The organism is Nesterenkonia sp. AY15 (assembly GCF_022565855.1).
Taxonomy (GTDB): Bacteria; Actinomycetota; Actinomycetes; order Actinomycetales; family Micrococcaceae; genus Nesterenkonia.
Window position 1 is genome coordinate 183245 of sequence record NZ_JAJOYV010000003.1, and the last position, 19005, is coordinate 202249.

Genomic DNA, 19005 nt, shown 5'->3' on the forward strand with positions numbered 1-19005 from the left:
CCAGGCGGAGAAGGCCGGGGCCCCCAAGCCGCGACCGACTGCCGGGGCACGCCCCAGCGGGCAGGGAGCACGTCCGGCTCAGGGTCAGCGCCCCACCGGTAGTCGTCCCCAGCCCGGCCTGGTGCGACCGACGCCCAAGGCGAAGGTGCGCAAGGCGCGGCTGCTGATCTCCAAGGTCGACCCCTGGTCGGTGCTGAAGATGAGCTTCCTGCTCTCGGTGGCCCTGGGCATCATGACCGTGGTCGCGGCGGTCACGCTGTGGACCGTCATGGACGTCTCGGGGATCTTCAACCGAGTCAACGAGCTGCTCGGTCAGATCCTCGGCACCGAGGGCGGCGGCGGGTCCTTCCGGGTCGAGGAGCTTGTGACCATCACGCAGGTCGCAGCCTTCGCCACGATCATCGCCGTGGTCAACGTGGTGCTGCTGACCGTGCTCTCGATGCTCGCTGCAGTGCTGTACAACCTCTCCGCCTCCCTGGTGGGCGGCGTGGGAGTCACGCTCACCGACGACTGAGCGCTCCGGCTCCACGATTTGGCGGGGTCGCAGGGTGCAGGGTAACGTGTAGTGGTCGCCCTCGCGGGGGTGACGCACCTGAAACAAGGTGTCCGGGCGTATAGCTCAGGCGGTTAGAGCGCATCGCTGATAACGATGAGGTCGGAGGTTCAAGTCCTCCTACGCCCACCCCGGACTCCAAGGAGGGAAACATGAAACGCATCGTCTTTGTGGCTCTCTCTGTGGCGGGAATCCTCGGTTATCGCCAGTGGCGACGAGCCGAGGACACCCGGCAGGTCTGGTCTCAGGCCACAGACTCGCTCTGATAACCTGAGAAGCACCTTTGGGGGCATGGCGCAATTGGTAGCGCACCTGCTTTGCAAGCAGGGGGTTAGGGGTTCGAGTCCCCTTGCCTCCACCAGAGGATCTGAATCGGAAGAGGCTCCCCGCACTTGAAGTGCGGGGAGCTTTTTCGTGTCCTGGGCCGGGCCCGGCGACCTGGTGGAGCTTCCTGTCACCGCATGCGTCTCTCGGTGCAGTCTGGTGGTTCACGCTGGGGGCCCTGTCTCGATGTGTCTTCCGGCGAGGCGGACCACGGCGGCGACGAGATCGCTCACCCCGGGCTCCTCGATCGGGAAATGCCCGCATCGGCGCAGCATCACAGCCTCGGTCGGGGCCGCGATCCGCAGCAGGAACCGCATGCTCAGCTGCACGGGGGTCCAGGCGTCGTGTGTGGGGTGAAGGAGGGTCACCGGTGTGGTCATCTCCGCCCCGGGGACATGGTCGTAGTTCAGGAATGAGCTGAGAAACCCCACCGGTATTCGGGCGCCTCCGCCCAGCGGATCCGAGGCGCACAGTTCGGCCAGGTCCGGGTCCCGGCTCATCTTCGCGAAATCAGCCACGGCGCGCATCGGCACCATCATCTGTGCGGCTCCTCCGGGGATGAGGCGGGTGAGCTGAGCGCCGGCGACGGCCAGGGGACCGAAGCGGGTCAGCCTCGCCCGGACGCGCCAGTCCTGCGGATCCAGCAGGGAGGTCGCTCCGACCGCGGCCACGTGCGGTGATCTGGCTGCCGCCTCGTAGGCGAGCATCCCGCCCATGCTCGCACCGAGCAGGATCAGCGGTCGGTCGTCGTGCTCGGCGTCGAGAAGGTCGACCAGCAGCCCGACCCAGGTCTGATACCGCACGGCGCCCGGGTCCAGGCTGAGCGTCCTGCCATAGAGCGGGAGATCCACGGCTGCGACGTCGAGGCCCTGCGCGGCGAGCAGCGAGGTGATCGGCCAGAGCGCCCCGCTGTGCCCGCCGCCGCCGTGGATCACCAGCACCCGGACCGCCGGCCTGGCCGGCTTGGGCGGCTTGAGCGGGACTGTGCCGACGGACTCATCGGCCGGTGCGGCGAGAGCTGCAGCCAGCGGCGCGGGGCGGGGTGCGGGGCGGGCGATGTGCACCTGGTGATCCTGCCAGCGCCACCATGTGCTCACCCGCGGATGGGTGGCTGCCGCATGGTGCCCCGGATCGAGAAACGCGGCATAGGCCTCGGTCGTCACGGGCACACGGTATCAACAGGAGACGGTCCTTCACAGGAGACTCCGGCCAGGACCTGCCGCACGCGGTCTACCCCCGGGACCCGATTGCGCTATAGTCTCGATCTATCGGTCCAATCTAAAGTCTGAAGAGGTGCCTGACACAGGTGTACGAGTTACAACGCGCAGTACTCCGCTGGCGACGATCTCGCCCCCCGAGTACTGCGAACGCAGGGCAAGCTGATCTCCGCAGGTGCGCGCTGGTGGTGACCCGGTGATCGACATCTTGCTTCTGCTGCTGGGCATCCTCGTCATCCTGGTCATCATTGCCGCCAACGGCTACTTCGTGGCCCAAGAATTCGCGTACATGTCCGTGGACCGCAATAAGCTGCGGGCACTGGCCGCCGGAGGCGATAAGTCCGCACAGCGCGCGCTGGACGTCACCGGACGCACCTCCTTCATGCTCTCCGGAGCCCAGCTGGGCATCACCGTCACCGGTCTGCTCGTGGGCTATGTCGCAGAGCCGCTGGTGGGGGAGAGTCTGGGCGCTCTGCTGGGCGGCATCGGCGTCCCGGCGGCGCTGGGCATCGCGGTCGGCACGATCATCGCTCTGGCCGCCGCCACGATCGTACAGATGATCTTCGGCGAGCTTTTCCCGAAGAACTACGCGATCGCGAATCCGACCCCGTTGTCGCTGGCCCTGGCGCGGTCCACGAAGATCTATCTCGCCGCCTTCGGCTGGCTGATCTGGATCTTCGATGTCTCTGCGAACGCGCTGCTGAAGCTGTTGCGAATCGAGCCGGTGCACGACGTGGAGTCCAGCGCCACGGCGAAGGACCTCGAGCACATCGTGACCAGCTCGCATGAGAGCGGAGACCTGGCCGAGGAGATGTACCTGACCCTCGACAGGATCCTGGACTTCCCGGATCACGACGTCGAGCACGCCATGATTCCGCGGTCCCGCACCGGGCTGATCCATCCTGACACCACGTTGGGCGAGATCCGTGCGCTCATGGCCCAGGAGCACACCCGCTACCCGGTGGTCGACATGCATGACGAACCCGTCGGCGTCGTCCATCTCGTAGACCTGCTGGGCACCAAGTTCACCGATGCGGCCGCTGCGACCGAGATCATGCGCTCTCCGGTGATCGTGCCGACGTTGATGCCGCTGCCTGAGGCGGTGCGCACGCTGCGTGATGCCGACGCCAAGCTCGCCTGCGTCATCGACGAATACGGCGGCTTCACCGGTGTGGTGACCATGGAGGACCTTGCGGAGGAGATCCTCGGCGAGATCACCGACGAGCACGACGACGAGGCGCCCGCCGGCATCGAACATGTCGGCGAGAACCACTGGCGCGTCGATGGTGATCTGCACCTGGACGAGGTGGAGCGCGTCATCGGTCAGGACTTTCCCGAAGGCGATTACGAGACGCTCTCCGGGCTCCTGATGTCCCAGGAGGGCGCGCTGCTCACCGAAGGCCAGGAGGTCCGGATCGATCTGCCGGCTGAACCCGCCGACTATGGCGAGTCCTCGCCCCCGCAGCGCTGGGTCGACGTCACCGTGATCAGCGTGGACCGCCACGTTCCCGAGTCAGTGCACCTTCGCCTGACCGAACATTTCGAGGAGGAACGATGAGCGACTGGCTGATCCCCACCATTGCAACCATCGCCATCATTGCCATCTCCGCCTTCTTCGTCATCCTTGAGTTCGCGCTGCTGGCTGCCCGCCGCCACCGCCTGGAGGAAGAAGCAGAGCACAGCCGTTCGGCGCGCGCCGCGCTGCGCGGGCTCAACGAGCTCACGGTGATGCTCGCCGGAGCCCAGCTGGGCATCACGGCGTGTACCTTCGCGCTGGGCGCGGTCAGCAAACCCGCTGTCGACTACGCACTCACCCCGATCTTCGAGTCGTGGAACATGCCGCTGTGGGCCGCCGACGTGCTCGCCTTCGCGCTGGCGCTGTTCCTGATGACCTTCCTGCACCTGGTGGTCGGCGAGATGGCCCCGAAATCCTGGGCCATCGCGCATCCGGAGCGAGCCGCGAAGCTCGTCGCACTCCCGGCCCAGGTGATCCTCTGGGTCTTCCGGCCCTGGCTGCTCTGGATCAACAGCATCGCCAACCGACTGGTCGCGGCCAGCGGAATCATCCCGGTGGACCGTGCGGCTGCGGGCGGCTACGACTCCGACACGATCCGGCATCTGGTCGAGCACTCCACCCGGACCGGCATGCTGGATCAGGCCTCGGCCTCGCAGATCTCCCGGGTCATCGACCTCGAGACGCTCACCGTCGACGATGTGATTGCCGCGCGCACCCGTCAGGAGACCACTACGGTGCCCGCTTCGGCCACGGCGGCTGATGTGCAGGCCGCGGCCCAGCGCACCGGGCACCTGCGGATTCTGATCATCCCCGAGACCGGCACGAACCCGCTGGTGGTCCATGTGCGGGACACGCTCACCGTCGAGCCGGGGCACCCGGTCAGCGAACTGGCCCGCCCTGCGCTGGTCGTGTCCACCGGAGCGTCCGTCTATGACGCGTTCCAGACCATGCGTGAGGCCGGCGAACAGCTGGCAGTGGTGTACTCCGACGGCGTTCTTGCTGGGGCGATCACCTGGAACGACATCCTCAAGCGGATGTGGCCCACCATGGAGGAGCAGTGGAGCGAGTCAGAGGCCGCTGCCGACTCCGGTCCGCACGGGGCGGCCGCACGACGCTGAGCAGCAGCAGCTCGGCGGCCCGGCTGGATCATCCAGCGGAACATGACGATGACGCCGAAACCACGGTCTGTGGTTTCGGCGTCGTCGTATCTGCTGTGAAAGCCCAGATCAAAAGGTTATCCACAGGGTTTATCCACAGTGTGTATAAGTTACACAGGTGTGATTCCCCAGGTCAGCCCGCTATCCACAGGTTTCTGTGAATTGTGCACAAAACTGTGGATTAGTCCTGCACAGCCTGGGGAGGAAGCGGGGTGGTTCATGCGTAGGGATTCACCAGGGTCATGCCCAGGCCGGTGAGCAGCACCAGGACCACGGCGATGCCGAGCAGACCGAAGCCCTGCCAGCGCGCGCGTCGGCGCGCGTCCTGGCGCCGGTCGGTGGAGGAGCGGGCCGGGGCCTTGGAGAACACCAGGGCGCACAGCGCGCCGATGACGAGTCCACCGAAATGCCCCTGCCAGGAGATGCCGGGGACCACGAAGCTGATCACCACGTTGATCGCGATCAGCGCCAGGATTCCGCCGGTCTGGGAGCCGGTGGCGCGCATCAGGATGAACAGCGCACCGAAGAGGCCGAAGACTGCTCCGGAGGCGCCGAGCGTGGGGGTCCACGCGGGAGTCAGGAAGAGCACAGCGACAGAGCCGCCGAGAGCGGAGAGGGTCAGCAGGGCGATATAGCGCAGGGGTCCGAGCGCCGGTTCGATGGCCCGGCCGATGAACCAGAGCGCGAACATGTTGAAGAGCAGATGCATGGCGTTGGCCGGAGAATGCACCAGCGCGGAGGTGAGCATCCGCCAGGGCTCGAAAGCCCAGGAAGACGTCTGCAGCGGGGCATACCAGAGGGCCCCGGTGACGGGGTCAGGGTTCGCGTCGGTGACGGCGCTGCCGAGCAGCTGCAGGGAGAAGAGCAGGACGCAGAGCCCGATGACGGTGAAGGTGACCACCGGGCGCTGATCGTCGCGCAGCACGGCACCGAACTGGGAGCGCGCCGGGGGCCGGCGGCGTTGGAACTCATCCCTGGCCCGGGCCAGGCAGTCCACACATTGGAAGCCGACCGGGGCCTCCCGCAGACACTCCGGACAGGCCGGCCGCTCACAGCGTTGACACTGCACGGTGGCGGGCCTGTCCGGGTGCTGCGGACAGAATGTTGCGTTGATCGGTCTAGATCCTCAGAGCTTCTCGATGTCGATCTTCTCGATGACGACATCTTCCTTCGGACGGTCCCGGTTGTCGGTGGGGACAGTGTTCAGGGCGTCGACGATCTTCTGCGAGGCGGGATCAGAGACCTCGCCGAAGATGGTGTGCTTGCCCTGCAGCCAGGTGGTGGCCACCGAGGTGATGAAGAACTGGGACCCGTTGGTGCCCGGTCCTGCGTTGGCCATGGCCAGCTTGTACGGGGAGGTGAAGTCCAGCTCCGGGTGGATCTCGTCGCCGAACTTGTAGCCGGGGCCGCCGACGCCGAGGCCCAGCGGGTCTCCGCCCTGGATCATGAAGTCGGAGATGATCCGGTGGAACACGGTGCCGCTGTAGAGCGGGGTGTCGACCATCTTCTCGCCGGACTCGGGGTGGGTCCACTCGCGCTCACCGGTGGAGAGACCGACGAAGTTGTCCACGGTCTTGGGAGCGTGGTTCCCGAAGAGCTCGACGAGGATCTCGCCCTGGGAAGTACGGATAGTTGCCTTGTGTGTTGCGATAGCACTCATGGACCCCATTCTCTCACTCTTGGTGGCGCGCGGTGCCAGCTGGGGGGATGATGAAGGGATTGGCCGTGCCATAGCAGGTCACGGAGAGACCACGTAAGCTGGAGCCAGCAACCGATCCGAATTCGGAGGACATGCATGTTCGGCAAGAAGAAGAAGCGGAACCACGGCTGGGAGCACCTGGTGCTCGCAGGGGTCGAGACCGCACGTGATTGGACCGCCCCCAAACTGGGTGCGGCAGCAGACTGGGCCGAGGACACCTACCGCAAGGGTGCCCCGAAGGTGCACGACGCTTCGGGTCGCGCACTGACGGCGGTCAACGACGGCGCCTCAGTGGCCGGCAAGAAGATCAAGGAGTACTCCTCGGTCGCCGGAGAAGGCATCTCGTCCCAGTACGAGAAGCTCCCCCCACAGGCCAAGGCTGAGGTGACCAAGATCCTCTCCAAGTACGACACTGCCAAGACGCAGTTCACCTCGGAGTACGTCCCTGCCACCTCGGCGAAGCTGGGCGGCTATGCGGACAAGACCGCGAAGCTGATCCACCGCGCTGAGCTTGATCCCCGCGTCGAGAAGGCGCTGATCAAGGCCACCGGTGACAAGAAGATCGTCAAGAAGCTGCGCAGGAGCTCCGAGCGCTACGCGAAGGACGCTGCCAAGACGCTGAAGAAGCACCAGCGCTCCAACAGCCGCAAGAAGGGTCTGCTGGTCTTTGGACTGGTGGCCGCGGCCGTGACGGCAGGGGTGGCCGCATGGCGCGCCAGCCAGCCGGTGGAGGATCCGTGGAAGAAGCCTGCGCCGGTCACCCGGCCAGCGACCTCCTCCACGGCAGCTCCCAAGCCGGTGACCTCGGCTCCCAAGCCAGCCGCCTCGGCTTCGCAGCCCGCAACATCGGCGCCGAAGCCGGCTGCCCAGGGCGGTCCGGCTGCGCCGAGCACCGTCGCTGGCACCCCGGCCGCCGCGCCGAAGGCGACTCCCGATGCCCCCAAGACCTCCGGTGCGCCGGAGTCCAAGGCTGGGCCCTCGGGAGCGACCAACGTCAACGCGCAGAATGCTGACGAGGCCAAGGGCAAGAACGTTCCCTCACCGAAGCCGGCCACCTGAGCCGAGCGTCGACTGAGAACGTAGACACACAAGAGCGGACCTGGCGTGATCGTCAGGTCCGCTCCTGCGTGTCGTGCTGTCTGCGCCGACGCGTATCGGGCTCCTGCTGGGCCTGCGCGGGCACTCAGCGGATGGGGTTGAGCTTCGCAGCCTTCTCCGCCGCGCCGGTCTGCCCCATGGTCTCGAGCCAGTTGCCCAGCATCCGGTAGCCGCCCTCGGTGAGCACCGACTCAGGGTGATACTGCATGCCCCACAGCGGGGCCGTGCGGTGGGCCAGGCCCATGATGACCCCGTCCTCGGTGCGCGCGGTCACCTCGAGCACCTCAGGAATGGTCTCCGGGGCCACGATCAGGGAATGGTAGCGAGTGGCCACGAAGGTCTCGGGCAGTCCGGCGAAGGAGACGTGCCCGGTGTGGGTGACCGGGGAGGTCTTGCCGTGCATCAGCTGCTCGGCATGGGTGACCGTTGCGCCGAAGGCCTCCCCCAGGCCCTGATGCCCCAGACAGACCCCGAGCATCGGCTCCTGGGCCTCGGCGCACCAGCGGATCAGCTCCACCGAGACACCAGCCTCACCGGGGGTGCCGGGGCCGGGGGAGATGAGCACGCCGTCGTGCTCGGCGGCGAGCTTCTTGGCCTCCTCCACCGAGAGGTCGTCGTTGCGGATCACCGTGGCCTCGGCGCCGAGCTCGCGCAGGTACCCGACAAGGGTGTAGACGAAGCTGTCGTAGTTGTCGATGACGAGGATGCGGGCGGGGGTGTCGCTCATGCGGGGGTCCCTTCGGCCCGGCCCAGCGCCGGGAAGGTCATCGTTTCAAGCGTGGAGTCATTGAGCGGGCTGTACTGGCTCAGCCAGGGGAAGACGAACTGCATCAGGAGGAACACGATACCGGCCACGAGGGCCAGTGCCAGAAGGATCTGCACCACCAGCGGACCGGGAAGCGAGCGGAAGAGCCAGGCATACATCTCAGGAACCTCCCTGGCCGAGCGCAGCCGGCGCCTCGGCGGTCAGTGGTGCGAAGTCGACCAGCTCCGCGTGGGTGATCAGTCGCTCGCGGTTGGAGAAGAGCGGATGACAGGTGGTCAGCGTCAGCAGCGACCGATCAGCCTCTGCCTCCGGCTCGCCCGGGACCGGGAGGATGACCTCGGACTGCTGGGGCAGCACCACATGGGTCTCATAGACCTCATAGGTGTAGTACCCATCGGGGGACTCCACGTAGACCTCGTCCCCGGGAGTCAGGCGGTCCTGATCGCGCAGCACGTCGCCATAGGTGAGGCGGTGTCCGGCCACCGCGAAGTTGCCCGGCTCTCCGGGCAGCTGGGTCTCCGGGTAGTGTCCCAGACCGCCGGTGTTCAGCGTCTGGTCGTCGACTCCGGAGCGGACAGGTGCTGACCAGTCGGCGCCGATGGCGGGGGCGTAGATCATGGCCATGGCCCCGGAGTCCACGGCGGCCATCTTCTCTGGACACGCCGCAGCCTTCCCGTTGGGAAGCTCCTGACAGTCTTGCTGTGACTCCGGCTGCTCCTGCCGTGCCGGGTCAGCGTCCAGCTGTTCGATTCGGGTGTGGAACTCGTCTTCGATGGTCTGGGCCTCGCGATTCGCGTCGAGTCCGGTCCACCAGACCTCCCACACCACGAAGAGCAGCCCCAGCACCCCCAGGGTGATCAGCAGCTCGCCGGCGACACCGAGGATCCGGGCGCCTGTGCTGCGGCCACGGTGTCCCGACATGAATCCTCCGAAGGTTGAGTGGGGCGACCATCACACCGGAACGGTAGAATGGCACGCAGACCACGGCCGGGCCCCAAGGGGGCACGGCCGTGAGACCAGGATACCGAACCGAGATCCGTGCCAGACCCAGAGGGGACCGAACCGACGTGGCTGAGTCCAAGCACCGCAAGAACCGCAGGACGCGCGACAAGACCGAGACGAAGAAGTCTCCGCTGAACGACGCCGATCCCAAGGAGGTCAAGGACCTCGAACTCGAGGACGACTCGCTGCCGCTCTGGTACCGGGCGACGATGATCGGGCTGATGATCCTGGGCCTGCTCTGGCTGATCGTCTGGTACATCACCCAGGGCGCCGCCCCGGTGCAGGCCGCCGGCGGCTGGAACGTCATCATCGGCTTCGGCATCACCATGGTCGGCTTCTTCATGACGATGCGCTGGAAGTAGTGGGTCGAGGCATCGACGATGAACTGATGTGAGGACCTAGCGGGGTCGCCTGGTCGCCGTCGTCCGGGCCTTGCGGGTCAGCTCATCGATCGGCTGGGCAGACCCGGCCGGATCGATCTGCGGCTGGATCGTCTCGGCGTAGCGGTTCTGAACGGCCTGTGCGATCAGGAAGTCCGCGATCGCCGGATTCTTCGGCAGCAGCGACCCGTGCAGGTAGCTGCCCACGATGTTCTTCCAGCGCGCGCCCTCGTGTGAATCCCGGGCGTTGTTCCCCTCGCCCTTGGTGACCCGTGCCAGCGGCTGGACCTCGGGCCCGAGATAGGTCTGTCCGGAGTGGTTCTCGTAGCCGAGGATCTCGCCGAACTCCTTGGACTCGGCCACCACATTGCCGATCAGCCGGGTGTCGGTGCCCTCGGTTCTCAGGTCCAGGAGGCCCACGCCCTTGATCTCCCGGCCCTCCCGGGTGCGGAAGGAGTGCCCGAAGAGCTGGTACAGACCGCAGATCATCAGCATCGGGGTGCCGTCCTCGGCCAGGGCGTGGAGCTTGTCACCGATCCGCAGCAGGTCCTGCTGGATCTTGTCCTGACCGCTGTCCTGACCGCCGCCGCCGATGACGATGTCGACCTGCTCCGGGAACTCATCCTCCGGGTCGTAGCTGTGCAGGATCGGCTCATAGCCGCGCCACTGCAGACGTCGCTGGAGCACCAGCGCATTGCCGAAGTCTCCATAGATGTTCATGTCCCGGGGATAGAGCTGGAGCACGTGGATGGGCTTGGACTCTGCCATCAGAAGGCCTCGACTTCGGTATAGGCGCCAAGCCGCTTTCGCAGCCCGAGCATGGCGGTGTAGGTGCAGAAGATCCGGGCGGGCTTCCCGGGGTTCTCCTCGAGGAAGCGGGTGAGCGCGAGCGACAGGTCAGGCTCCACCGCGTCGAAGTCGACCTCGTCGTATTTCAGCCGCAGAGCCATGTCGTAGGCGCGCACTCCGGAGATCATCCGCACGCCCTCCTCCGCGAGCGAGGCGAACTCCACGTCCCAGAGCCAGCTCATGTCCCGGCCGTCGGCGTAGTTGTCGTTGATCGCGATCATCGTGGCCACACCGCCGGCAGGGAAGGAGCTCAGTCCGAGCCGGAATCCGGAGGGGTTCTTCACCAGCACCAGGTCCAGCGGACGTCCCTGCACGGTGAGGCTCTCGCCACGTCCGAAGGCCGGAGAGACCTTGGAGAGGGAGTCGATGAGCGCCGGGGCGTCCACGGTGTCGCCCAGCGCCTGGCGGACGACCGCCATCGCGGCCGCAGCGTTGAAGGTGTTGTAGGCGCCGTTGACGGTCAGTGAGGTGGTCACCGACTCGCCGTCGACGGTGAACCGGCCACCGCCCTCGATGAGCTCTTCGAGGACGACATCGGCGTGCGGGTGATCCGCCGCGGTCGCGGGTCCTGAGTGGAAGTCATCGTCGCTGGGGAAGTGGCCGCGCAGCGACTCGCTGAGCCCGAAGTAGTCGACCCGCTGGGCGCCAAGGGTCTCGGCGATGGCCCGGACCCGGGGGTCCTCACGGTTGAGCACCACGGCCTCGACCGTGTGCTGGGCGATGGTGCGCAGCATCCCTGCGGTGGTGTCGATCTCCCCGAAACGGTCCAGCTGATCACGCATGACATTGAGCAGCAGGCTGTGGTTGGGGCGCACCGCCTTGACGAAGTGCACCGCGTGGGCCTCATCGAGCTCCAGCACCGCGATGTCGGCGTCGAGCTTCCCGGAGAGCTTGACCTCTTCGAGGATCGAGGCGACGACGCCGCGGGTGAAGTTGGAGCCGCTGCGGTTGGTGAAGACCTTCAGACCCTGGCCCTGCAGCAGCTCCACGACCATCTTGGTGGTCGTGGTCTTCCCGTTGGTCCCCGACACGACGATGACCCCGCGCGGGAGCCGGTGCAGCGTGCGGGCGAGGAAATGCGGGTCGAGCTTCTCGACGACCAGTCCTGGGAAGGCCGACCCGCCGCCGCCGCGCAGCTTCGTCACGGTGCGGGCGGCCCGACCGATGAGCACCGAGCCGGCCGAGCCCAGAGCCGTGCCGAGGGTTCGCGGTGAGAAGGAGAGTCTGGACATGGCGCTGATTATTTCATCTCATTTCTGGGGTGCCGCGCAGGTCGGTGCCGCGCGGTGGTCGAGGAGGTGGTCCTGGTGGCGGTCCGTGAGGCGCAAGGCGTCTCAGTCGCCGTTGCCGCCGTTGCCGTTGGAGTTCCCGTTCGTGTCCTCCGAGTCTGCTGAGTCATCACCCGCGTTTCCCGGGGACTCCTCGGCGTCGCCGTTCGATCCGCCGTTCGCTCCGCTGTTCGCCTCAGGGGATTCCTCCTCTGCGGGGGACTCCTCGGGTGCTTCGGAGTCTTCGTCCGCTGCGTCTTCGTCCTCGTTGCCGGACTCGGCTCCGCCATCGTCGGCTTCCTCAGCGTCCTCGCTGGGGGACTCCTCGGGGTCTTCCCTGGGGGATTCACGGTTGTCGCCGTCATCGGTGTCCGGCTCGGGCGCCTCTTCCTCTTCCTCTTCCGGCTCCGGGTCAGGCTCCGGCGCGGGAGCGGGAGCGGGAGCGGGAGCGGGAGCCGGCTCCGGGGCGACCGCGACGACCAGCGTCACGGTGGAGCGCTGCGGGATGGTGTCTCCGGCGACGACGGACGCGCCGCCCACCCGCTGGCCGACGACGGTGTCCTCGGCGTAGTCGGTGCGCTCATCTTCGACGATGGCCACGCTGAGCCCCAGGTTCTCGAGGATCGTCTGGGCCTCGGTGCGGGTGCGGTTGAAGACTCCCGGCATCTCCACCAGACCGGTGGAGAGCACCAGATCCACCTCGGATCCTGGCGCCACCGAGGAACCGGCTTCCGGGTCGGTGCTGATCAGCATGTCTTCCTCGATGCTGGGGTGATTCTCCTGGCTGATCTCGCCGACCTCCAGGCCCACCTCGTCCAGCGCCTCACGCACCTCCTCCTCGGAGGAGCCCTGCAGACCGTCCGGGATGCGCACGCTCTGCGGCCCGGTGGAGATGTAGAGCACCACGGCGCTGTCAGGAGCCACCGCGGTCTCTGCCTCGGGGTCGGTGCGGATCGCTAGGTCTTCCTCGATCTCGGGGTGAGCCTCCGTCTCCACGGTGGGGTTCAGGTTCAGCGCGGTAAGCTCCGCCCGCGCGTCCTCCTCGGTCATCCCGGTCACATCGGGGATGGAGACCTCCGGGCTGTCGAGCATGTTCATCAGCGCCCAGGTGCCGCCGCCTGCCAGCGCGAGGATCAGCAGCGTCCAGATCAGGATCAGGCCGCCACGACGACGACGCGGTCGTTCCTGAGGCTGGTCGTGGCTCTGATAGAGGTCGGGGTCCTCCGGGGTGCGCGCGGAGAGCTGGGTGGCCGGTGCGACGCCGCCGGCGGCGAGGACCTGATTGAAGTCCTGCCGGCCGCCGATGGCCGCCATCGCCGCGGTGGGGTGGTCGTCGTCGTCCACGCCGATGCCGATCAGCGCCTTCTGGATGGCCTGGTTGAACTCCTCGGCGGTCTGGAACCGGAACGCGGGATCCTTGGTCAGGGCCTTGCCGACCACTGACTCCATCGCCGGGCTGACCTGGTGGTTGAAGTCGCTCACCAACGGTGGGGCCTCGCGCACATGCTGGTAGGCCACCGAGACGGGGGACTCGCCCTGGAAGGGCGGACGGTTGGTCAGCAGCTCGAAGAGCACGCAGCCGGCCGAGTAGAGATCCGACCGGTGGTCCACCACTTCGCCGCGCGCCTGCTCAGGGGAGAGGTACTGGGCGGTGCCGACCACGGCGGAGGTCTGGGTCATGGTCGAGGCGGAGTCAGCCAGGGCTCGGGCGATCCCGAAGTCCATCACCTTGATCTGTCCGGTCTGGGAGACCATCACATTGGAGGGCTTGATGTCGCGGTGGACGATGCCCTTCTCGTGGCTGTAGCCCAGTGCGCCGAGGATCCCGTGCATATAGCCGGCCGTCTCCCGCTCGGAGAGCGGCTTGTTCAGCGCATGGTCGATCTTCGACTGCAGCTGGGAGCCGACCTGCGCGGCGGGGAGGTGGTCCTCGCCGTCGTGGACCCGGCCCGTGTCGCCCAGGGCCAGGACGTCGTCGTCGGGCTCATCGGGTGCCGGTGCATGGTTCGTCTCCCCGGCGATCCGGGTCTGCTCATCATCGACGTCTGCGGTGTCGGTGATGCGCGGAGTGCCATGCAGGATATGGCGCAGGGTGACCCCGTCGACGTATTCCATGACGATGTAGGGAGTCTTGATCTCGTGGTGCGCCTGGTCCTCGACCTCGGCGCGGCCGGAGTCATACACGGCCACGATGTTGGGGTGGTTCAGCGAGGCCGACGACTGGCCCTCGCGGCGGAAGCGGCCCTGGAACTGGGGATCACGGGCCAGGTCGGGGCGCAGCATCTTGACCGCGACCTGGCGATCCAGCGTGAGGTCATGGCCCAGGTAGACATCAGCCATCCCGCCGCGTCCGATCAACGAGGTGATTCGGTAGCGGTTGTTGAGGACGCGCTCAGCAGTCTCGGTCATATGTCGGTTCCTGTCTCCGATCCTGGCCCATCCTCGGCTGAGAAGCCAGCCCGATCGGGATCCTCGGTGCCCTCGGCACCGGATTCGCCGCCGGCCTGCCCGTCCTGGGGTGACTCGTCCTCGACCACGTCGGACTCCGTCGGCTCCGGCTGGGTCGCCTCGGGGTCCTCAGCGTCGTCCTGGTCCTCGGGCGAGGGGGACGTGGCGGGAGTCGGCGTGGGGGCCGGGGAGGTGTCCTGCTCGGGCTCCTCCTCCTGCTGACCGGTGCCGTTCTGCCCGTCGCCGTCCTGCTGGTCCTGGCCGTTCTGACCCTGATCGTTCTGACCCTGATCATTCTGGCCGGGGGCCTGGTCCTGGTTCTCAGGCACGGTGTCGTTCGAGACGGCGGAGTAGAACACGGTGACCGTCGACCCCGCCGGGACGCTGCCCGACGGTGCCACCCCGGTGACCACGCCCGTGGGCTCGCCTGACTCCACGGGTTCGGCCTGGACCTGGAGCCCAGCGTCCTGCAGCCGTGCGGTGACCTCCTCCAGGGAGAGTCCCAGGAAGTCGCTCTCGGAGATCTCGACCATCTCGGCGCCGGGGATGAAGGTCTCGGTGACCGTCGGCGTCGGGCTCGGCTCGTCCTCGCCGCCGTTGCCGCCGAACTGCGGGAACAGCCACGAGCCGATCAGGGCCAGCAGGACCAGCACCAGCAGTGCGATGAGCGGCCAGTACCACCGTCGACCCCCATGGAGTCGGCGCGGCTCCTTCTCCGCGCCGGCCTCCGAGCCAGCCGTGGGCGCGCTGGGGCGCGGGTGTGCGCCGCCGGTCGCGGCGGGGGCGGCTCCCTGCTGGGCAGTGTGCTCGGCGGCCTCGGCAGGCTGCTCCGGCGTGCGCGCCGACGGGGCCCGGCTGCTGCCGGGGACGACGGCGGTCGGTGTGGTGTCGGTTCGTGGGATGGCGGTGGTCGCGTCCGCGTCGGGCTCGGCGCCGTCCATATGGGCTGCCATGGCGGGAACTGCCTTCAGCGCAGACTCCGTGTCATGGCGCAGCAGGGCGTCGGCTGCTTCGGCGAGCTTGGTCGCGGTGAGCGGTCGCTTGCTGGGGTCCTTCTCAAGCATCGACATGATCAGCGCCCGCACCGGCTCAGGGACGGTGTCCGGCAGCGCCGGCGGCGGCTCGTTGACCTGTTTCAGCGCGATGGCGATCTGCGATTCGCCGGTGAACGGGCGGTGCCCGACCAGCGCTTCATAGCCGATGATGCCCAGTGCGTAGATGTCCGAGGATCCGGTGGCGTGCTGGCCGGTGGCCTGCTCCGGGGAGAGGTACTGCACCGTGCCCATCACCTGTCCGGTGGCGGTCAGCGGCACCTGATCGGCCAGTCGGGCGATGCCGAAGTCGGTGATCTTCACCCGCCGGGTGGGGGTGATCAGCAGGTTGCCGGGTTTCACGTCGCGGTGGACCAGGCCCTGGTCGTGGGCGACCTGCAGGGCGCGGCCGGTCTGGGCGAGGATCGAGAGGGTCTTCTCCCAGGAGAGCGTCTTGTCCGTCTCGAGCAGGACCGAGAGTGGACGTCCCGGCACGAGCTCCATGACCAGGTAGCCGGAGCCGGACTGCTCGCCGTAGTCGTAGATGTCAGCGATGCCGGGGTGGTTCAGCAGGGCGGTGTGGCGCGCCTCGGCGCGGAACCGACGCAGGAACGCCTCGTCCCCGGTGTACTCCTCCTTGAGGATCTTGATCGCCACGGTGCGCCCGAGGACCTGGTCAGAGGCCTTCCAGACCTCGCCCATGCCGCCGATGGCGATGCGTTCGGTGAGCTGGTAGCGCTCACCCATCAGGATGCCGACCACGGGCCTCATTCGATCGCCGCCTCGAGCATGGTCAGCAGCTGCGGTCCGGTGAGCGAAGATCCGGTGTCGAAGTCGATCCGCTCGTAGGCCACGGTCACCGCGTACTGCGGATCGTCGGCGGGGGCGAAGCCGGTGATCCAGGAGTTCACCTCTCCGGTGTCGCCGACGTCTGCCGTGCCGGTCTTGGCCGCGACCTGGAAGCTCTCGGTCTGCGCGCGGGTGCCCGTGCCGGACTCGACGACCCCGACCATCATCTCGGTGATCTCGGCGGCCACCTGCTCCGAGGTCACCTCGGAGAGCGTCTCTGGTTCGGAGGTGGAGAGCAGCTGCAGGTCGGAGCCACGGATCGCGTTGACCAGGTTGGGCTTCATCAGGGTGCCGTCGTTGGCGATGGCGGCGGCGACCATGTTCATCTGCAGCGGGGTGGAGGTGACGTCGAACTGGCCGATGGAGGACTGGGCCAGGGCGGCGTCGGAGAGGTCGGTGGGGAAGTTCGAGGTGTCCACGCGCAGCGGGATGCCCAGGCCATCGGAGTTGAACCCGAAGGCCTCGGCGCTGTCCCTGATCGGGCCCTCGCCGAGGTCCATGGCGGCCTCCGCGAAGGGCGTGTTGCAGGACTGCGCCACGATCCAGGAGAGCTCCGCCTGGGAACGCTGCGCGCAGATGCCGCGATCGAAGTTCGCCAGCTCGGTGTTCGAATCCGGCAGCGTGATCGAGTTCGGGTTGGCCAGGATCGTGTCGGGCTCGTAGTCCCCGGACTCCAGCATCGCCACCAGGTCGACGAGCTTGAAGGTGGAGCCGGGGGCGAGGGTGCTGGAGATGGCCCGGGAGATGTAGCGCAGATCCGGGTCGGACTCCAGCTCCTCCTGGTTCTGGATCAGTTGGGTGGAGTCCTGCACGGCGAGAGCATTGTTGTCATAGCTGGGCTTGGCGGCCATGGCCTTGATGTCGCCGGTGGCGATCTCGGTGACGATGATGCTTCCGCGGGTCCCCTCGGGGATCTGGTCGTAGGCGAGCTGCTGCAGCTCGGCGTCGAGGGTCAGCTCGACCTGACCGCCGTCCATCGTGTCGCCGGTGAACACCGAGGTGATCCGGTCGAAGAACTGGCTGTCGGACTGCCCGGAGAGGTACTCGTTGAGCGTGCCCTCCAGTCCGGTGGGGTTCGCGGCGATGGAGTAGGTGCCGGTGATCCCGGAGTAGAGCTCGGGCTCGTGGTAGACCCGCTGGTAGGCGAAGCTGGAGTTCTCCGAGGGGACGGATTCCGCGACGGCGGTGCCGTCCACCGTGATCGCGCCGCGCGGGGCTCCACGGTCCTCATAGACCTGCCGCACGTTGTTGGGGTTGGCATTGAGCTCATCGGTCATCGCCACCTGGATGATGGAGAGCGCGACGAAGAGCGTGAGGAACAGGCCGACCGCGACGACCCAGGTGTGACGAATGGCGTTGTTCATCTCGTCGTCCCTCCCTGCTCAGCTGGCACATGGTCGATGCCGGTGTGATCGTCGTCGTGGCGGTCATGGTGGTCTGGCTGTCGGTGCGCGCCGTGCCGGTGGACGGCGCTCTCGCGCGCCCCCGGCCCCTCGGAGTGCAGTCGCGACTCGATGCCGGAGGAGGATTCCCCGGTCGCGTTGACCATCGGTCCCACGATCACCGGCTGCCGGGCGGAGTGGGAGATCAGCAGCACCAGCGCCACGATCAGCCAGTTAGCCAACAGCGCGGAGCCGCCTGCGGCAAGGAAGGGCGTGGCCAGTCCGGTCAGCGGGATGACTCGCGTGATGCCTCCGACGACGACGAAGACCTGCAGCACCAGGACGACGGCGAGGCCCACGGCGAGCAGCTTGCCGAAAGTGTCGCGGGTTCCGAGCCCGGCGCGCATGTAGCGGCTGAAGAGCAGAAGGTATAGCAGCAGCATGGCGGAGAGCCCGATGAAGCCGAGCTCCTCGCCGAAGGCGGCGATGATCATGTCCGAGTTGGCCAGCGAGACCATGTTCGGGTTGCCCGAGCCCAGGCCGGTGCCGGCGAGGCCGCCGTGCGCCATGCCGAACAGGCCCTGCACCACCTGGTGGGAGCCGCCGAAGGCGCGTTCGTAGATGTCCTGGTCGAAGGCGTTGAGCCAGATCTCGACCCGGTCCCGGAAGTGGGACACGAACCGATAGGCCAGGGCGGCGCCGATGAGCATGAAGACCGAGCCGATTGCGATCCAGGAGAACCGGGAGGTGGCCACGTAGATCACGGCGACGAAGAGGCCGAAGAACATCAGCGCGTTCCCGAGGTCGTTCTGCACCACGAGCACGCCGATGGCGATGATCCAGGCGATGAACATCGGGGCGAGGTCACGCAGCCGGGGGAAGGTCACGGGCCCGAACTTCCGGCCCGCCAGCAGGATCAGATCGCGGTTGTTGGCGAGGAATCCGGCGAAGAACACAGCCAGGGTGATCTTGGCGATCTCGCTGGGCTGGAAGGACAGCGGGCCGAGGTTCACCCAGATCCGGGCGCCGTGCAGCTCCTGGCCCACTCCCGGCACGATCGGAAGGAAGAGCAGAACGACGCTGGCCGCCAAGGAGATGTAGGTCAGCTGCCGGAGCCGACGGTGGTCCTTGAGCAGCCACAGAAGCGCCACGGCGGCCACGATCGAGACCCCGGTCCACATCAGCTGCCGATCGGCGACCCCGGAGTAGGCGGGGGTGAAGTCGAGCCGGTGGATCATCGCGAGGCCCAGCCCGTTGAGGGTCACCACGATGGGAAGGATGAAGGGGTCCGCGTACTTCGCGCGCAGCCGCAGGACCACATGGAAGGCGAGGACCAGGCCGGCGAAGACGGCGCCTTCGACGTAATAGTCGGCGGTGATCGGCTCGTCGAGGGCGAGCGCGACCAGCATCTGGGCGCCAATCGCCACAGTCAGGGCCATCAGGAGCAGCACCAGCTCGAGATTCCT

General features: G+C 67.2%; 18 protein-coding genes and 2 tRNA genes. 8 read left to right on the plus strand and 12 right to left on the minus strand.

The features are described 5' to 3' along the window. Positions 1–121 precede the first annotated feature (121 nt). From LSI54_RS13260 to LSI54_RS06415, 4 genes are all read left to right on the plus strand, one after another. The gene (locus LSI54_RS13260) at positions 122–514 is read left to right on the plus strand and encodes a DUF3566 domain-containing protein (protein ID WP_370642747.1); all 393 of its coding nucleotides are present in this window, start codon (positions 122–124) and stop codon (positions 512–514) included. A 94-nt stretch (positions 515–608) separates the two neighbouring features. Further along, positions 609–682 (plus strand) — tRNA-Ile (locus tag LSI54_RS06405). Positions 683–705: 23 nt separating this feature from the next. Beyond that, positions 706–819: a DLW-39 family protein gene (locus tag LSI54_RS06410; RefSeq protein ID WP_219886429.1), complete on the plus strand. Its 114-nt coding sequence runs from the start codon at positions 706–708 to the stop codon at positions 817–819. A 19-nt stretch (positions 820–838) separates the two neighbouring features. After that, positions 839–914, plus strand: a tRNA-Ala gene (locus tag LSI54_RS06415). A gap of 127 nt (positions 915–1041) precedes the next feature. On the opposite strand, the gene LSI54_RS06420 is transcribed toward LSI54_RS06415, so the two are convergent. Beyond that, the gene (locus tag LSI54_RS06420) at positions 1042–2040 is read right to left on the minus strand and encodes an alpha/beta fold hydrolase (protein WP_241477978.1); all 999 of its coding nucleotides are present in this window, start codon (positions 2038–2040) and stop codon (positions 1042–1044) included. 250 nt (positions 2041–2290) lie between these two features. Between LSI54_RS06420 and LSI54_RS06425 the strand changes: the two genes are divergently transcribed. Continuing rightward, entirely contained in the window at positions 2291–3652 is a 1362-nt protein-coding gene (locus LSI54_RS06425; RefSeq protein ID WP_241477979.1) for a hemolysin family protein, read from the plus strand. Continuing rightward, complete coding sequence (locus LSI54_RS06430) at positions 3649–4728, plus strand: CNNM domain-containing protein (protein ID WP_241476383.1); 1080 nt, start codon at positions 3649–3651, stop codon at positions 4726–4728. Before LSI54_RS06425 ends, LSI54_RS06430 begins: the two co-directional genes overlap by 4 nt. 256 nt (positions 4729–4984) lie before the next feature. On the opposite strand, the gene LSI54_RS06435 is transcribed toward LSI54_RS06430, so the two are convergent. Both LSI54_RS06435 and LSI54_RS06440 read right to left on the minus strand, forming a co-directional pair. Next, positions 4985–5764 carry a rhomboid family intramembrane serine protease gene (locus tag LSI54_RS06435; protein WP_241477980.1) on the minus strand — a complete coding sequence of 260 codons (780 nt, stop codon included), beginning with the start codon at positions 5762–5764 and terminating at the stop codon, positions 4985–4987. 129 nt (positions 5765–5893) lie between these two features. After that, complete coding sequence (locus tag LSI54_RS06440) at positions 5894–6427, minus strand: peptidylprolyl isomerase (RefSeq protein WP_274616090.1); 534 nt, start codon at positions 6425–6427, stop codon at positions 5894–5896. A 135-nt stretch (positions 6428–6562) separates the two neighbouring features. Here LSI54_RS06440 and LSI54_RS06445 point away from each other — a divergent pair, with 135 nt between their 5' ends. Then, positions 6563–7525: a hypothetical protein gene (locus LSI54_RS06445; protein WP_241477981.1), complete on the plus strand. Its 963-nt coding sequence runs from the start codon at positions 6563–6565 to the stop codon at positions 7523–7525. 124 nt (positions 7526–7649) lie between these two features. Here LSI54_RS06445 and LSI54_RS06450 read toward each other — a convergent pair whose 3' ends face one another. The 3 genes from LSI54_RS06450 to LSI54_RS06460 are packed head-to-tail and all read right to left on the minus strand — an operon-like array spanning position 7650 to position 9251. Then, complete coding sequence (locus LSI54_RS06450) at positions 7650–8291, minus strand: aminodeoxychorismate/anthranilate synthase component II (RefSeq protein ID WP_241465665.1); 642 nt, start codon at positions 8289–8291, stop codon at positions 7650–7652. Continuing rightward, entirely contained in the window at positions 8288–8488 is a 201-nt protein-coding gene (locus tag LSI54_RS06455; protein WP_241465664.1) for a hypothetical protein, read from the minus strand. Before LSI54_RS06455 ends, LSI54_RS06450 begins: the two co-directional genes overlap by 4 nt. Before the next feature lies 1 nt (position 8489). Then, positions 8490–9251: a class E sortase gene (locus tag LSI54_RS06460; protein WP_241465663.1), complete on the minus strand. Its 762-nt coding sequence runs from the start codon at positions 9249–9251 to the stop codon at positions 8490–8492. Between the two features lie 146 nt (positions 9252–9397). Here LSI54_RS06460 and LSI54_RS06465 point away from each other — a divergent pair, with 146 nt between their 5' ends. Continuing rightward, positions 9398–9694, plus strand: a complete 297-nt coding sequence (locus LSI54_RS06465) for a cell division protein CrgA (protein WP_241465662.1) — start codon at positions 9398–9400, stop codon at positions 9692–9694. Positions 9695–9730: 36 nt separating this feature from the next. Here the strand turns inward: LSI54_RS06465 and LSI54_RS06470 are convergent, their stop codons facing one another. From LSI54_RS06470 to LSI54_RS06500, 6 genes are all read right to left on the minus strand, one after another. Further along, positions 9731–10480: a type 1 glutamine amidotransferase gene (locus LSI54_RS06470; RefSeq protein WP_241465661.1), complete on the minus strand. Its 750-nt coding sequence runs from the start codon at positions 10478–10480 to the stop codon at positions 9731–9733. Beyond that, positions 10480–11793 (minus strand): Mur ligase family protein, encoded by a 1314-nt coding sequence (locus LSI54_RS06475; RefSeq protein ID WP_241477982.1) that lies wholly within the window; start codon positions 11791–11793, stop codon positions 10480–10482. Before LSI54_RS06475 ends, LSI54_RS06470 begins: the two co-directional genes overlap by 1 nt. A gap of 102 nt (positions 11794–11895) precedes the next feature. Continuing rightward, positions 11896–14238, minus strand: a complete 2343-nt coding sequence (locus tag LSI54_RS12985; protein WP_274617544.1) for a protein kinase domain-containing protein — start codon at positions 14236–14238, stop codon at positions 11896–11898. Then, on the minus strand, positions 14235–16079 hold the full coding sequence (locus LSI54_RS06490; protein WP_241477983.1) for a protein kinase domain-containing protein: 1845 nt from the start codon (positions 16077–16079) through the stop codon (positions 14235–14237). Before LSI54_RS06490 ends, LSI54_RS12985 begins: the two co-directional genes overlap by 4 nt. Then, on the minus strand, positions 16076–17521 hold the full coding sequence (locus tag LSI54_RS06495) for a penicillin-binding transpeptidase domain-containing protein (RefSeq protein WP_241477984.1): 1446 nt from the start codon (positions 17519–17521) through the stop codon (positions 16076–16078). The genes LSI54_RS06490 and LSI54_RS06495 overlap by 4 nt, the downstream gene beginning before the upstream one ends. Further along, positions 17518–18978 (minus strand): FtsW/RodA/SpoVE family cell cycle protein, encoded by a 1461-nt coding sequence (locus LSI54_RS06500; protein WP_241478046.1) that lies wholly within the window; start codon positions 18976–18978, stop codon positions 17518–17520. The genes LSI54_RS06495 and LSI54_RS06500 overlap by 4 nt, the downstream gene beginning before the upstream one ends. Positions 18979–19005: the final 27 nt, after the last annotated feature.